Below are 14401 nucleotides of genomic sequence, written 5' to 3' on the forward strand. Positions count from 1 at the left end.
AAGTTAGTAAGACTCCTGGAAGACCACCAGGTTGATAGGTTAGAGGTGTAAGCATGGTAACATGTTCAGCTGACTAATACTAATAAGTCGAGGGCTTGACCAAATTATAAATAAAATAATGCGATATACTTCTTTTGAAAGAAAGAAGCAAGGCTTTGAGCGTAAGCGAAAAGATAAGCTTCTGACAAAAGAAGAAGATAAGTTCACTGTGCAATTTTGAGAGAATATCTCATAAAGTGTATTGACAAGTTAGCTATTGATTGGTATACTTTTAATGTAAGGATAATACTTTACAAATCTGGTGGTTATGGCATGAAGGTAACACCCGTTCCCATACCGAACACGAAGGTTAAGCTTCAATGCGCCGATGGTACTGCAGGGGTAACCTTGTGGAAGAGTAGGTCGTCGCCAGATAAACATATGGATCTTTAGCTCAGTTGGTTAGAGCTACCGGCTCATAACCGGTCGGTCTGGGGTTCGAGTCCCTGAAGGTCCACCATATGGGGATATAGCTCAGCTGGGAGAGCACCTGCCTTGCACGCAGGGGGTCAAGGGTTCGATTCCCTTTATCTCCACCAGAAAACAGTCCGATATGGACTGTTTTTTATTTCGTTAAAATATAATTTTTTTCTACTTAGAAGATAGAATAAATAATATAATGTGAATATGAAAGGAAATTTACAATGTCACTATATAGAGTAAAGCAGTTTTATCTAGCTATTGTTTCTAAGATTAATAATGAAGACATAAATTTTCTTGAAACATATTTAGAAGGTTTTGAATTGGAGTTATTTAATCAATTACCTATTTATGAACAAAAACACTGTATAAATGTAGCTAGGGATGTGAAATTAACATGTAACCAAAGAAAGTTACTATCCGAGGAACTAGTAAAAGTTGCGCTGTTACATGATATAGGAAAAATATATAGTAGAATGAATCCAATAGATAAATCTATAATGGTAATATTACATAATATAACTAAGGGAAAGATTAGAGCATGTAAAAAAATTAAAAACGTTAATATGTATTATAATCATGGAGTTATAGGATATAAATTATTAAAAAAATATGAATACACAGACAGATTTTTATTTTTAGTAAGAAATCATCATAGTAACAATATAATTGGGGACATAGAATTAGATTTACTAAAAGAGTGCGATGATAAAAATTAAGAAGCTAGTAGATAGTTTCTTTTTTTATTTTTAACTTATTAATATATTGGAAATAATTCATTAAATATAAAAAGAGTGATAGAATATAATTAAATACAAATAATAGGAGGATAAAATGAATTCAAAGGAAAGAAGAGAATTTATTAAAAATCTATTGACTGAAAATAACATTACATATAAGGGGCAGTTATTAGCAGAACAATTAGGTGTTACAAGACAAGTTATAGTAAAAGATATTGCAATTATAAGAGCAGAAGGAATAAATATAATTGCAACACCAGAAGGCTATTTAATACCTAATGAAGAAAGTAATTATGTAAGGAGAGTAATAGCAGTATCACATAGAAGAGAGGACATATACAATGAGCTTGAATGCATTGTAAAATTCGGAGGAATAGTAGAGGATGTAACAGTAGAACACTCTTTATATGGTGAAATAAGAGCAATGCTTATGATAAAAACTATTATGGATATTGAAGAATTCACAAAAAAATTCAAAGAATCCAGTGCAGAGCCATTATCATCTTTAACTAAAGGTATACATCTACATACTGTAAGAGCAGATAATGAGCAGATAATAGAATGTATTATAAAAGAATTAAAAGATAAAAATTACTTAATATCTGATTAATCAATTCTTACAGTACAATTATTACAATTAATTTTAAGGAGTAGTTATTATGGAAGATATTGCACTTATAAAATGTATTAAGTATGATGTTGATTTACTAGAAAAAAAATTGCGAGAGGGTTTTGATTTACTAGGCGGAGATGAGTTTTTAAAAAAGTTAATACCAAAAGATAGCAAAGTTCTTTTAAAACCTAACATGTTAAGTGTTGAAAATAAAGAATCTCCAGTAGTAACTCATTATGCTGTTTTTGAAGCTGTAATTAGAATTATTAAAGAATATTCTAATAATATTAGTTTTGGCGATTCTCCTGGCTTTGGGGATTCAAGAAAAGCAGCAGAAAAATCTGGCCTTATGGAGGTTGCTGATAAATATGGAGTTAGTTTTGAGGACTTTAAGGAATCAGTACATGTAAGACTAGATAACTCTATTTTATGTAAATCTTGGAACATATCTAAAGCTGCTTACGAAGCAGATGTTGTTATTTCTTTACCAAAACTTAAAACACATGCTATGGCATATTATACAGGTGCTATAAAAAATCAATTTGGTTGCGTACCAGGAACACAAAAAGCGACCTGGCATACAAGGATGCCTAATGCAAATAATTTTTGTAAAATGCTTTTAGATCTTAATACTGCAGTTGGGACTAATTTTGCAATTTTAGACGGTATAATTGCAATGGAAGGGAATGGGCCTAAAAGTGGACAATCATATAAATTAAATACTTTAATTATGGGGCGAAGTTTAACAGCTGTTGATTCTACTGCCGTGAGGATTATAGGTTATGATAACCCTCTAGACACCCCTGTATTAAAAGAAGCATATGAAAGTAAATGGGGAGTTGTACTACCACGAGATATAAACATACTTGGTGAAGACATAGAAACTATGAAAGTAAGGGATTTTAAGTTATGTAGAAAGGGAGGTAATTTCTATTTTATCAGCCCAGGAGTAACTAATTTTCTAAGAGGGATGATAGCACCAAGCCCAGCACTTATAAAAGAAAAATGTATAGGGTGTGGTAGATGTGGGGAGGTTTGCCCGGAAAAGCCAGCAGCTATTGAGATGGTACCTAATGGGAATATATTAAACCCTAAATGGAATATGCATGAATGTATTAGGTGTTTTTGTTGTCAGGAATTATGCCCAGTTGGTGCAATCGAAACAAAATATTCTAATTTAGGTAAATTATTAAAATTAGATAAGAGGTGAGTTTTTTGAGAAGAAAAAAGACAATAGCTTTTATTGTACTATTAATAATTATAGTTATTATAGTTTTCTTAGGTAACATAGTTAATCTAGCTATAAATATACAATGGTTTAAGGAAGTAGGGTATTTGTCAGTATATTTTACTAAACTAGCAGCAATTTTAAAGTTGATGATGCTAGTATTTATAGTGAGTTATATAGCATTATGGACATACTATAAAACATTTAAAAGCAGCATTCTAAGATGGAAAAAGATTATTGAAGTTAACAAAAATAAAGAAAATTTAGAACGTAAAGTTGGTATTTTAATAAATATTATAATATCTTTTATAATTTCATTTAGATTTGCGACTAAATATTGGTATACAATACTCCAGTTTACAAATGCTACTAGTTTTAATTCTGTAGACCCATTATTTAAAAAAGATATTTCATTTTTTATATTTAAACTTCCACTAATAGACTCTTTATATAAAACAGTTATAACTCTCCTAGTTGGGTTAGTAATTATTAGCATAATCATATATATAATACTAACTATAAGGGATTATATATTGTATCCCAATAAAGGAAGCAATTTTTCTATATTTAAAAATATTAAAAATTTTAGTAGTGGCATAACTAAATTTGCGGGAAGACAGCTTGCTGTTTTACTATCATTAACATTACTTTTAGTATCTTTGGGATACTTAATAAAATCTTGGAATTTAGTATACTCACCAAGAGGACTAGTCTTTGGAGCTAGCTATACAGATGTACATGTAACCTTAAAGTTTTATCAAGTAATAGCAGTAGCATCACTAATTGCATCTATAATTACATTTATAAGTCTTTTAACATATAAAAAGAAGCTTATGATTATATCAATAACTGTAATTACTGTATTAATATTCGGAGAACACATAACTTCAACTTCAGTACAAAAATTTAAAGTTCAATCAAACGAAAAAACCCTAGAAAAACCGTATATTCAATACAATATAGATAGCACAAGAAAAGCTTTTAATGTTGATAGTATAGAGGAAGTACCATTTGAAATAAAAAATGACTTAACTAAAGAGGACATTAGTTCAAACAAAGATACTATTGATAATATAAAAATTAACTCTTATAAACCAGCATTAGAATTCTATAATCAATTTCAGTATTTGAGATTTTATTATGGATTTAATGATATAGATGTTGATAGATACAATATTAACGGAAAATATAGTCAAGTATTTATTGCTCCAAGGGAAATTGATTTAGATTCATTAAAAGATAACTCAAATACTTGGCAAAATAGACATTTAGTGTATACTCATGGATATGGCGTGGTTATGAGTAAAGTAAATTCAGTAACAAGTGAAGGTCAACCTGATTTTGTTATTAACAATATACCTCTCGAAAACAAAACAAGTATAAAATTAAATAATCCTAGAATATATTTTGGTGAAAGCACTAATGACTATAGTATAGTTAATACAAAGATTGGAGAGTTAGATTATCCTAAGGGTGGAGAAAATCAAATGAATAGCTACGAGGGAAAAGCTGGTATAAAAATGAATTTAGCAAACAGACTTTTATTTGCCATAAATAAACGAAGCGATAAGTTTTTATTATCAAATGATATAACATCTAACAGCAAGATACTAATTAATAGAAATGTAGTCGAAAGAGTAAAAAAAATCGCACCATTTTTAACCTATGACAATGATCCATACATTGTCATAAATGGGGGAAAGCTATATTGGATTTTAGATGCGTATACAACTTCAAATAAATATCCTTTCTCACAACCACATAATGATGTAAATTATATTAGAAATTCAATTAAAGTTGTTATAGATGCAGTGGATGGAACCCCTCAATTTTATATAGTTGATAAAATTGATCCTATAGCAAATAGTTATTCAAAGATATTTCCAAAGCTGTTTAAAAATTTAGAGCCGATACCAAGCGGCATAAAAGAACATTTCAGGTATCCAGAAGGATTATTTAGCTTGCAATCTAAGATACTTGGTAAATACCACATAATAGATCCTGGAGTGTTTTATAGCGGAGATGATGTATGGTCTATAGCGACTAATCAAGAAAAGGTTGATGTTAAAAATGAGAAAAGTGAAGTTTCTTATTTAATGATGAAATTGCCAAAAGAAAACAAAGAAGAAATGGTATTACTTGAATACTTCAACACTAAGGGGCGAGATAATATGGTTTCTTTGTTTGGTGCAAGAATGGATGAAGATAATTATGGAAAAATGGTTTTATATAAATTACCCCCAAAGCAAACGGTGTATAGTCCAGTATTGTTTAAACAAAAAATAAATCAGGATTCTATAATATCAAAGGAGTTATCGCTTTGGAATACGCAAGGTTCACAAGTCCAATTTGGAGAAACACTAATTATACCAATTAAAAATTCGCTGCTTTATGTAGTACCTATGTATCTTAGGGCTAAAGGTGAAAAAAGTATACCAGAGATGAAAAAAGTTATAGTGTCTTATGGAGATAAAATAATATTAGATGATGATATAGAATCGGCGCTAAATCAAATATTTAATTATACTGATAAAAAGGCTATATCTATCCCTGCAAATAATGACGTTATAGATTCAAAATCACTTAGTAACATAAAAATTGCTAAAGATTTATATAAAAAAGCATTATCTGCTCAAAAAAATGGACAATGGGATGAATACGGAGTATTCATAAAACAATTAGGTGATATATTAAATAAAATAAGTGAGTAAAATATATCTATGAAAAGAGGAATAGATTAGTATTCTTCTTTTTATTAAAATTATCAAAATAAATTCAATATATTGCGTCGCATGTTAAAAAAAAGGATATAATAATAATATTAAGTTAAAATAGTTTAATTTATGGTGGAGGTTTAAAATGGATTATGATGTACTTATTTTGGGTGGAGGTTTAATAGGATGTGCAGTGGCTTATGAAATCTCAAAATATAACCTTAATATAGCTGTTATTGAAAAAGACTATGATATAGCCGACGATGTAGCATTAATAAACACTGCTATGGTTTATGATGGTGTTGAAAGTGAAGATACCTTAAATGCTAAGCTTGAACGTATGGGAAATAAAATGATGGATATCATAAGTGCTAAATTTAACGTTCCCTTTAAAAGGTGTGGTTCACTAATAATTGCTCAAAATGATGAAGAGGTTGAGGTAATTACAAATATATATAATAGAGCAATAGAGAGAGGAATTAAGGACGTTTCTATATTAGAACCTGAATACATATACGAAATGGAGCCAAATTTAAAGGTAGAAGTAAAAAAAGCATTGTATTCTAAAAATACAGGTGTAATTTGTCCCTTTGACCTAGCCTTATCTTATGGAGAAGTGGCTTTTGATAACGGTGTAAAATTCAAATTAGAAGAAGAAGTAATAGATATTCAAGAAATATCCAAAGGTTTTACAGTTATAACAAATAAAAATAAATTTACAAGCAAGTTGGTAATTAATACAATTCCTTCAGAAAATTATAGTATAGTAAATGAAAAAAAAATCGGAGTAAATAATAATGAAGGAATATTAAAATATTTACTTTTAGATAATAATGAAAAAACAAAATTTTCACATGCATTATTTATAATGAATTCTAAAGGCGAAAGAATTTACACTCTTCCAACAATGGAAGGCGACATTGTAGCCGCTATTAGTATTAAAGAGAATGTCAGTTATAAAGAACTAGTAAATAGGGTATCTAAAATCACAAGTGGTGTAGATGATATAGATGTTAAAATGTTTTTAGATTGGCCTTTTTTTGAAGAGTCTATGGTAATTGATGATAGTGGAATAGATGACGGGCTTATTCAAATTAAAGGGAAACACTATGGGCAGGTAACTATGACACCAGCCATAGCAAATATTGTATGTGAAAGTGTAGTGAGCAAGATGAAATGTAAGCTCAAAAAAGATTTTAATGATAAAAGGCGAGAGTACTATAAGTTTAGAGAATTGTGCGATGAAGAAAGAAAAAGAATTATTAAGTTAGACAATAAATATGGTAAAATAATATGTGGATGTGAAAAAGTAACTGAAGGAGAAATAGTGGATGCTATAAGGAGACCTTTAGGTGCAAGAACAGTAGAAGGAGTTAAAAGAAGAACAGGTGCGGCATTTGGAAACTGTCAAGGTGCTCATTGTTTAAATAAAGTTGTTTCTATTTTAGCAAGAGAAACCAATAAAGATATGAAAGAGATAGCAAAGGACTCAAAAAATTCTAATATTGTATTATATAGAATAAAAGAATTTGATAGTATGTAGGGGATGAATTATTTGGTAGAAGAAATTACTTGTAATCATAATGAACAGGAAGCAGTATTAACCACTTTAGTTAGAATAAAAGGTTCTGACTTATGTAAGGTCGTTCCAGTAAAAAGTAGTAAACCTCTTGACAAGAAAATATGGATTGAATGCTCAAAAGCATTAAGTAGAATACACGTAGGTCCACCTATTAAAATAGGAGACGTAGTATGTAAAAATGTACTTAATACTGGAGTTGATATTATATGTACAAAAAATATTGAAGTAAATAATCAATAAATATATTTATATAATAAAATAACTTAATTGATGTAGTATAGTTAAAATACTTAAGGAGGAATAGTTATGTTAGATTTAAAAAGAATAAGAAATAATCCAGAAGAGATAAAAAGATTAATGAAAAATAGAGGGGAAAACTTTAAGTTATCATTGATTGATGAGGTTGTAACTTTTGATAAGAGAAGAAGAGATATATTAGTGGAGGTTGAAGAATTAAAAAATAGAAGAAATACTCAATCTGCGCTCATTCCAAAGCTTAAAAAAAGTGGAGAAAATGTAGAAGAAATTATGGTGCAAATGAAAAAGCTTTCAGATCAGATTAAAAACTTTGATATTGAATTGTCTGATGTGGGTGAAAAAATTAAGAATATTATGCTAAGCATTCCCAATATACCTAATGAAAATGTTCCAGAAGGAGATACAGATGAAGATAATGTTGAAGTAAGAAAATGGGGAGAGCCTAAAAAATTTAATTTTGCAACTAAAGCTCATTGGGATCTAGGAATAGATAATGATATTTTAGATTTTGAAAGAGGCGGAAAGATTACAGGTTCAAGATTTACAGTGTATAAGGGCCTTGGAGCAAGACTTGAAAGAGCATTAATAAGCTATTTTTTGGATCTTCATGTGGATAACAATGGATATACTGAAATATTGCCTCCATATATGGTTAATAGGCAAAGTATGATTGGCACGGGTCAATTACCTAAGTTTGAGGAAGATGCTTTTAAAGTGGCAAATACAGACTATTTCTTAATACCTACAGCAGAGGTACCAGTTACAAATATTTATAGAGATGAGATATTAAATGGAAAAGATCTTCCAATAAAGCATGTAGCTTATAGTGCTTGTTTTAGACAAGAAGCGGGTTCAGCAGGAAGAGATACAAGAGGACTTATAAGGCAACACCAGTTTAATAAAGTAGAATTACTTAAATTTACAAAGCCTGAAGATTCTTATGCAGAACTTGAAAAATTAGTTGTAGATGCAGAATCTGTATTACAGGGACTTGGTCTACCTTATAGACTAGTTAAGATATGTAAAGGTGATCTAGGATTTACAGCATCATTTAAATATGATATTGAGGTTTGGATGCCAAGTTATAATAAGTATGTTGAAATATCAAGCTGTAGTAATTTTGAGGATTTCCAAGCAAGGCGTGCAAATATTAGGTATAAAGATGATAAAAAGGATAAAGCTAAGTATATTCATACACTAAATGGATCAGGAGTAGCTGTGGGAAGAGCTTTAGCTGCAGTACTTGAAAACTACCAAAATGAAGATGGATCAGTAACTATACCTACGGTTTTATTAAAGTATATGGGAGGACATAAATCAATTTAAAATAAGTTAGTCAATTATTAAATTTACATTATAATAAGTATAAATGAACGACTCTAATATTAAATATTAAGTTGTTCATTTATTATAAATTATGAAAGAATAATAATAATGTAATAATAAATTATAAATATGTTGACAGAGTATATTTATGCTGATATAATAAATTTTGTTGTTGTATATGGAGGGATGGTCGAGTTGGTTTAAGGCACCGGTCTTGAAAACCGACGTACGTGAAAGCGTACCGTGGGTTCGAATCCCACTTCCTCCACCATTTTTATATAAGGACATAAAATTAAGTCATGGAGAAATACTCAAGTGGCTAAAGAGGTGCCCCTGCTAAGGGTATAGACTGGGCAACTGGTGCGAGGGTTCAAATCCCTCTTTCTCCACCAAGAACATCTAACAATTGTTAGGTGTTTTTTATTTTGATAAATCAAATTAAAGTGAGAAAATTCAAGAAATATGTTGACATGATATAAATATGCTGATATAATGAACCTTGTCGTTAAGACATGGAGGGATGGTCGAGTTGGTTTAAGGCACCGGTCTTGAAAACCGACGTACGTGAAAGCGTACCGTGGGTTCGAATCCCACTTCCTCCACCATTTTTATATAAAGACATAAAATTAAGCCATGGAGAAATACTCAAGTGGCTAAAGAGGTGCCCCTGCTAAGGGTATAGACTGGGCAACTGGTGCGAGGGTTCAAATCCCTCTTTCTCCACCAAAAACATCTAACAATAGTTAGGTGTTTTTTATTTTATCATGCAAATAGTTAATTTATTACTTTATTTTATTAAAGCCAAATATGTAATAGATAATTTTTTATATAAATATTTATTCATGAGTATAGATGCATATAGAATAGAGATACAAGTATTTGATTTTAATTTGAGAGCAATTTAGTGTTATAAACAATATCTTTTTATTTTGCTTTACTATTAACATATAATATGCTATTATAGTAATGATGTTTATGCGTTGGTAGCTCAGTTGGATAGAGTAGCTGGCTACGAACCAGTTGGTCGCAGGTTCGACTCCTGTCCGACGCACCACTAAAGCCTTACAAGCACTAAGTTTGTAAGGCTTTAGCTTTGCCCTAAAATAAAGTTTTGCCCTCTTTTTTGCCCCTTATTGGTTTTTATAAATAAAAAAATGAGGGTTATTTTACCCCCATTGATTGATATAAATCATTTAATTTTTGTGCAGCTTTTCTCTTCATACTATCCAATACATGGGTATAAGTGTCTAGAGTAATAGAGATATTGCTATGTCCTAGTAGTTCCTGTACTGTCTTTGCTTCTTCGCCTAACTCAAACAACCTAGTAGCAAAGGTATGCCTTAAATCGTGGAATTTCATGTCTTGTAAATCCATTTCATTTAGCACTTTCTTAAATCTTTTTAATACATTTCCGCTATCTAAATACTTTCCAAACATATTGCAAAATACTAGCCTGTTATCTTTATATAAATTGCCCATTTTTAGTTTTAAAGCCATTTGAGATAGCCTATATTGTTTTAGCTTATTTACTAAAGGTTCTGGTATAGGAACTGTTCTAATACTCTTATTTGTCTTTGGGGTTTGTACTATACCTTCATATATTCCAGTTTCTATATTCCTAACGGTTTTATATGATTTATTAATATTGATATAAGCATTATCTAGATCTATGTCTTTCCAAGTAAGGGCAAATAATTCGCCCTGTCTTAAACCAGTATCGAGAGCAGTAATAAATAACACTTCAAGATCATGTCCTTTGATAGCTTCAAAAAACTTTATTTGTTGATCTAAACTAAAAGGTTTTACCTCACTAACTTTGCTTAGTTTTTTATATTCGTCATCGTTAGGGATTATGATTGCCCGGGAAAAGTCTTTTATAATTCTATTATTATCATAAGCATATCTAATACATGGAGCTACGAGCTTATGAAGCATTTTTATCGCGGCGTTACTTTTGCCACTAGATATTAACTCATTATAATAGATTTGTATATCAGAGGGGCATAAATCCTTTAATTTTATGGTATAAATAGAGCTGTTTTCTATATAGGTTCTATAAATACTATCATATCTTTGTTTAGTAGAAGGCTTTTTGTTTAATAAATGGGCATTGTATAACCAATCCTTAAAAAATACTCCAAGAAATTCTTTATTTTTAGATATGCCGTTATCCAGATCTTTTACTAGAGCATTTATTTTAGCATCAAGTTCTTTAACAGTTGCAGCATATATATCTTTAGGATTTTTTAAATTCTTGTGTCTTAGTCTATAAAAATAATATTCTTTATCATTTTTTACTTTTTTCTTGTATACTGTTTTAGCCACTTGATCACCTCTTTAACTGCTAGGTTTAAATTTGAGTAAATATTTTTTGTTTCCTTAAATTAGTTTTAACAAACCTTACTAGGTATACAGTGATAACGTACTCCGATTTTCAAAATATGCACTTCATAAAATCATTTCAATGTTATATTGAGGTGTTCTTTTACTATAGTCCGTTCATTTTTTAATTCCTCGACTTTAAGTTTTAGTGTAATACATACAGCATTCTTAATAGCAATCAGATCATTCGTATCTCGGGAAAAATTACATTTGGCGTAATCAAGTAATTCTTCTACACAAATTAAAGCTCGTTCATCGCTAATCTCACGGGGAGTTTGATGTACTTTAATTTGAGGTTGAAGAATATCAATTAAATGTTCTTTATTTGTTTCTGATATTAATTTATTTCTATTTATTTGTGATGTTATTTCTTCTAAAGTTTCACCTTCAAAACTGATCTTTTCAATTAAATCATTAATTGACACTCCAAGAGCGGTTGCTATTTTAGTTAGGGTTTCTATATTCGGTTCCCTATGATTATTTTCATAATTTGCTAAAGTTGACACGGGCATATTATTTAAAATTCTAGCAAATTCTTTTTGAGAAATACCTTTTTCAATTCTTAGTTGTTTTATATTTTTACCAATATTCATAATGACACCTCCCAATATAATAATAACAATTTAATTTGCAATATGCAAATTAAATTTACAAAAGCTATTGACAGTTTGCAATATGAATTGTAATATGAAGCTAAAGTTTGCGATATGAAAATAAACTAATTCAAGTATCAAGTATTCTAGTGATTAAAAAAATATCAGAAGTTTTAGAAATACCAGTACAGGAAATATTCTAATAGGAGGTTAAAAATATGGGAGAGTTAAAGACAATATTAATAGATCCAACAGAGGGAATGAGGTTTTTGGGAGTAGGCAGAAACAGAATGTATGAAGACTTATTAAAAAGAGAAGATTTTCCAGCCTTTAAAATGGGGAATAAATATTTTTTGAATCGTGAATTATTAGGGGAATGGGCAAAGAATCAATGCTCAAAAAAATAGTTTGGAGGTGATCAATTTTGGCTAAATCAAAAAAAATCATAGTGAAAATTACAAAGTTACAGGACGAATTTATAAAAATACCTTAAAATGTGTGGTTAAGAGTTTATATAATTAATACAAATTGCATTGAGTTGTACTAAAAAAGTAGGTGATTAAGTGGCGGGGTATACAATAATAGATAATGATTTATTAGAAAATGAAGAGTTAAATCATATGGAAATATTATCATTAATTTATTTAATTAGATTTGACAATAAATTAAAAGGATATGCTTATCCAAGCCTTGAAGTATTAAAAAAGCTTTTAGGATATTCACATATCAAGTATGTTATAAAAATAATTAATTCGTTAGTTGCAAAAGGGTATATAAAAAAAGAAACGGTTAAGCAAAAAAACCATTACTATATATTAAAAGGTAAGGTACCTAAAGTACCTAATGTACCTAAAGTACCTAATGTACAAAATGAACCCAAAGGTAAGGTACAAATTGTACCTAAAGATTATGTACAAAATGTACCTACGACAAGTACTAATACAAATACTAATACAAATACTATATATATAAGTCTAAAATTTATTGATGATGTTATTGATAAAGTAAAAATTACTAAAGAGCAGTATGAGAAGTTAATTAATAGATTTAGTAAAGACGTTGTCCATAAAAATATCGATGGATTAGATAATTATATAATAAATGGTAAAGGGAAAAAATATAAAAATCATTATCGTGTTTTAAATACATGGTGCAAAGAAAATAGTATCAATACTTGTATTCTTAAAGAAGGACAAGTTGCAGACAGTTGGTCAAGAATGAAACAATTTAACTAAAGGAGTGATTTTATTGATAAATCATTACCAATATTAAGGAAGTTGAAATCGCTTAAATAGCAAATATATTTTTAAACAATGATGTTTGATATTAAAGGTGATTAACAAACTTCAACATATTCAAATAATCACTAAAATTATTAAATATACCTATAAAAATTATACAATTACACTAATCATGGTGTATTGTAGTCAAAATGTATGGCATTTTTACATAACGAACATAGTATCCTCAACATAAGTACAACTTTGAAGTTGTACTTAGAAAATAGGCGGACAAAAGAACACCAAATAGCAACAAAAAATCGTAAGCGAACGCAAAGAATTTGCTTTTTTAATTGGTTTGTGTACTTTTGTCCGCATATAACTATAAAAATATTTCTAAATTAAGGTGACAATATGAAAGATTTAAGGATATGCCCTCAATGCTCTTCTAAAAGTAGAAGTGACTACACGAGATTTTTTATAAATAAATTTATATATGATATAAATCTAAATAATAAAATAATAGACTTAGGTTGTGGCAAAGGAAGAAATATTTATTATCTTGATAAACTTGGATTTGAAAACATTACAGCTGTAGACATAAATAAATTTAATGAAATAGATATAAATAAATTCAATTTTGTACAAGCTGATTTAATCAAGGGGATCCCATTAAGAAATAAATATAATATAATAATGTGCAATTATCTATTAATGTTTATTTTTAATAAAGAACAAATTATAAGTGAAATTACTAGAATAGCAGATGAGAATGCTTTCTGTATTAGTTGCAAAGAATAGAGATGGTTTCACAAAGAGTGGCTTGAGCTTAACTTTAATGTGAATATTGAAAATGATTTTTATAAGTTAGAGAATCAATTATTTGTGAAAAAATATATTAAACAAAATTTATTTTCTCCAAAGATCTAAAGATAATAAATAATTATTTTAATATGTATAGTGAAAACGGTAGAGACTTGCTATATAATATACAATTATTAATTGAAGATATTGATGAGATCTTCTTTCCACTGATTACAACCATATGCCTTAGCATTTTCTACTATATCTCCACCACAAATTAGACATTTGCATATAATATTTTTTGTGTTAATTTTTTCTATAACTACATCTGAACTTTTATTTATCACTTCAAAAAGCTCATTTTTAACCTTACATACAACATCTTCAATTTTCAATTTATTTATATATATTTGTTTAAGCTCTTTACCAACTTCAACAGTTTTCTCTTTACTCATGTTTATATTGAGCTTATCCAATATCTC

Annotated in this window: 12 protein-coding genes, 7 tRNA genes, 2 rRNA genes and 1 pseudogene; 19 read left to right on the forward strand and 3 right to left on the reverse strand. The window is 29.1% G+C overall.

Features of this window, described 5'->3' with window-relative positions:
- The 16 genes from LGK95_RS20250 to LGK95_RS20325 all read left to right on the forward strand — a co-directional run.
- Nucleotides 1-103 (forward strand): 23S ribosomal RNA (locus LGK95_RS20250); the annotation flags it as partial.
- 194 nt (nt 104-297) lie between these two features.
- Nucleotides 298-414 (forward strand): 5S ribosomal RNA (gene rrf / locus LGK95_RS20255).
- Between the two features lie 8 nt (nt 415-422).
- Nucleotides 423-499: transfer RNA gene (locus tag LGK95_RS20260), tRNA-Ile, on the forward strand.
- Nucleotides 500-502: 3 nt separating this feature from the next.
- Nucleotides 503-578: transfer RNA gene (locus tag LGK95_RS20265), tRNA-Ala, on the forward strand.
- Nucleotides 579-683: 105 nt separating this feature from the next.
- Nucleotides 684-1178: an HD domain-containing protein gene (locus tag LGK95_RS20270; RefSeq protein ID WP_226126725.1), complete on the forward strand. Its 495-nt coding sequence runs from the start codon at nt 684-686 to the stop codon at nt 1176-1178.
- A gap of 115 nt (nt 1179-1293) precedes the next feature.
- Nucleotides 1294-1809, forward strand: coding sequence for a transcription repressor NadR (locus LGK95_RS20275; RefSeq protein ID WP_226126726.1), 516 nt, complete (start codon nt 1294-1296; stop codon nt 1807-1809).
- Nucleotides 1810-1858: 49 nt separating this feature from the next.
- Nucleotides 1859-3022, forward strand: a complete 1164-nt coding sequence (locus LGK95_RS20280; protein ID WP_226126727.1) for a DUF362 domain-containing protein — start codon at nt 1859-1861, stop codon at nt 3020-3022.
- A 5-nt stretch (nt 3023-3027) separates the two neighbouring features.
- The gene (locus LGK95_RS20285; RefSeq protein ID WP_226126728.1) at nt 3028-5751 is read left to right on the forward strand and encodes a UPF0182 family protein; all 2724 of its coding nucleotides are present in this window, start codon (nt 3028-3030) and stop codon (nt 5749-5751) included.
- Nucleotides 5752-5899: 148 nt separating this feature from the next.
- Entirely contained in the window at nt 5900-7297 is a 1398-nt protein-coding gene (locus tag LGK95_RS20290; protein WP_226126729.1) for an NAD(P)/FAD-dependent oxidoreductase, read from the forward strand.
- A 3-nt stretch (nt 7298-7300) separates the two neighbouring features.
- Complete coding sequence (locus LGK95_RS20295) at nt 7301-7576, forward strand: DUF1667 domain-containing protein (RefSeq protein WP_226126730.1); 276 nt, start codon at nt 7301-7303, stop codon at nt 7574-7576.
- A gap of 66 nt (nt 7577-7642) precedes the next feature.
- Complete coding sequence (gene serS / locus LGK95_RS20300; protein ID WP_226126731.1) at nt 7643-8920, forward strand: serine--tRNA ligase; 1278 nt, start codon at nt 7643-7645, stop codon at nt 8918-8920.
- A 180-nt stretch (nt 8921-9100) separates the two neighbouring features.
- A tRNA-Ser gene (locus tag LGK95_RS20305) sits at nt 9101-9191 on the forward strand.
- A 30-nt stretch (nt 9192-9221) separates the two neighbouring features.
- Nucleotides 9222-9312, forward strand: a tRNA-Ser gene (locus LGK95_RS20310).
- Nucleotides 9313-9434: 122 nt separating this feature from the next.
- A tRNA-Ser gene (locus tag LGK95_RS20315) sits at nt 9435-9525 on the forward strand.
- Between the two features lie 30 nt (nt 9526-9555).
- Nucleotides 9556-9646, forward strand: a tRNA-Ser gene (locus LGK95_RS20320).
- 251 nt (nt 9647-9897) lie between these two features.
- Nucleotides 9898-9974, forward strand: a tRNA-Arg gene (locus LGK95_RS20325).
- A gap of 107 nt (nt 9975-10081) precedes the next feature.
- Here the strand turns inward: LGK95_RS20325 and LGK95_RS20330 are convergent.
- Both LGK95_RS20330 and LGK95_RS20335 read right to left on the reverse strand, forming a co-directional pair.
- Nucleotides 10082-11245, reverse strand: a complete 1164-nt coding sequence (locus LGK95_RS20330; protein WP_226126732.1) for a tyrosine-type recombinase/integrase — start codon at nt 11243-11245, stop codon at nt 10082-10084.
- 131 nt (nt 11246-11376) lie between these two features.
- Nucleotides 11377-11895 carry a helix-turn-helix domain-containing protein gene (locus LGK95_RS20335; protein ID WP_226126733.1) on the reverse strand — a complete coding sequence of 173 codons (519 nt, stop codon included), beginning with the start codon at nt 11893-11895 and terminating at the stop codon, nt 11377-11379.
- A gap of 218 nt (nt 11896-12113) precedes the next feature.
- Between LGK95_RS20335 and LGK95_RS20340 the strand changes: the two genes are divergently transcribed.
- The 3 genes from LGK95_RS20340 (at nt 12114) to LGK95_RS20350 (ending at nt 13916) form a co-directional block, all read left to right on the forward strand.
- On the forward strand, nt 12114-12302 hold the full coding sequence (locus LGK95_RS20340) for a helix-turn-helix domain-containing protein (protein WP_226126734.1): 189 nt from the start codon (nt 12114-12116) through the stop codon (nt 12300-12302).
- A 156-nt stretch (nt 12303-12458) separates the two neighbouring features.
- Complete coding sequence (locus LGK95_RS20345; RefSeq protein WP_226126735.1) at nt 12459-13130, forward strand: helix-turn-helix domain-containing protein; 672 nt, start codon at nt 12459-12461, stop codon at nt 13128-13130.
- Between the two features lie 399 nt (nt 13131-13529).
- Nucleotides 13530-13916, forward strand: a complete 387-nt coding sequence (locus tag LGK95_RS20350) for a methyltransferase domain-containing protein (RefSeq protein ID WP_226126736.1) — start codon at nt 13530-13532, stop codon at nt 13914-13916.
- A 197-nt stretch (nt 13917-14113) separates the two neighbouring features.
- On the opposite strand, the pseudogene LGK95_RS20355 reads toward LGK95_RS20350, so the two are convergent.
- Nucleotides 14114-14401 (reverse strand): annotated as a pseudogene (locus tag LGK95_RS20355) (type IA DNA topoisomerase); the annotation flags it as partial.

Origin of the sequence: Clostridium algoriphilum (assembly GCF_020443705.1) — a bacterium.
Taxonomy (GTDB): Bacteria; Bacillota; Clostridia; order Clostridiales; family Clostridiaceae; genus Clostridium_AD; species Clostridium_AD algoriphilum.

Coding starts and splice junctions, on each gene's coding strand:
- LGK95_RS20280 (WP_226126727.1), top strand. CDS start 1,859: ATGGAAGATATTGCACTTATAAAATGTATTAAGTATGATGTTGATTTA.
- LGK95_RS20290 (WP_226126729.1), top strand. CDS start 5,900: ATGGATTATGATGTACTTATTTTGGGTGGAGGTTTAATAGGATGTGCA.
- LGK95_RS20275 (WP_226126726.1), top strand. CDS start 1,294: ATGAATTCAAAGGAAAGAAGAGAATTTATTAAAAATCTATTGACTGAA.
- LGK95_RS20270 (WP_226126725.1), top strand. CDS start 684: ATGTCACTATATAGAGTAAAGCAGTTTTATCTAGCTATTGTTTCTAAG.
- LGK95_RS20335 (WP_226126733.1), bottom strand. CDS start 11,895: ATGAATATTGGTAAAAATATAAAACAACTAAGAATTGAAAAAGGTATT.
- serS (WP_226126731.1), top strand. CDS start 7,643: ATGTTAGATTTAAAAAGAATAAGAAATAATCCAGAAGAGATAAAAAGA.
- LGK95_RS20340 (WP_226126734.1), top strand. CDS start 12,114: ATGGGAGAGTTAAAGACAATATTAATAGATCCAACAGAGGGAATGAGG.
- LGK95_RS20350 (WP_226126736.1), top strand. CDS start 13,530: ATGAAAGATTTAAGGATATGCCCTCAATGCTCTTCTAAAAGTAGAAGT.
- LGK95_RS20295 (WP_226126730.1), top strand. CDS start 7,301: ATGAATTATTTGGTAGAAGAAATTACTTGTAATCATAATGAACAGGAA.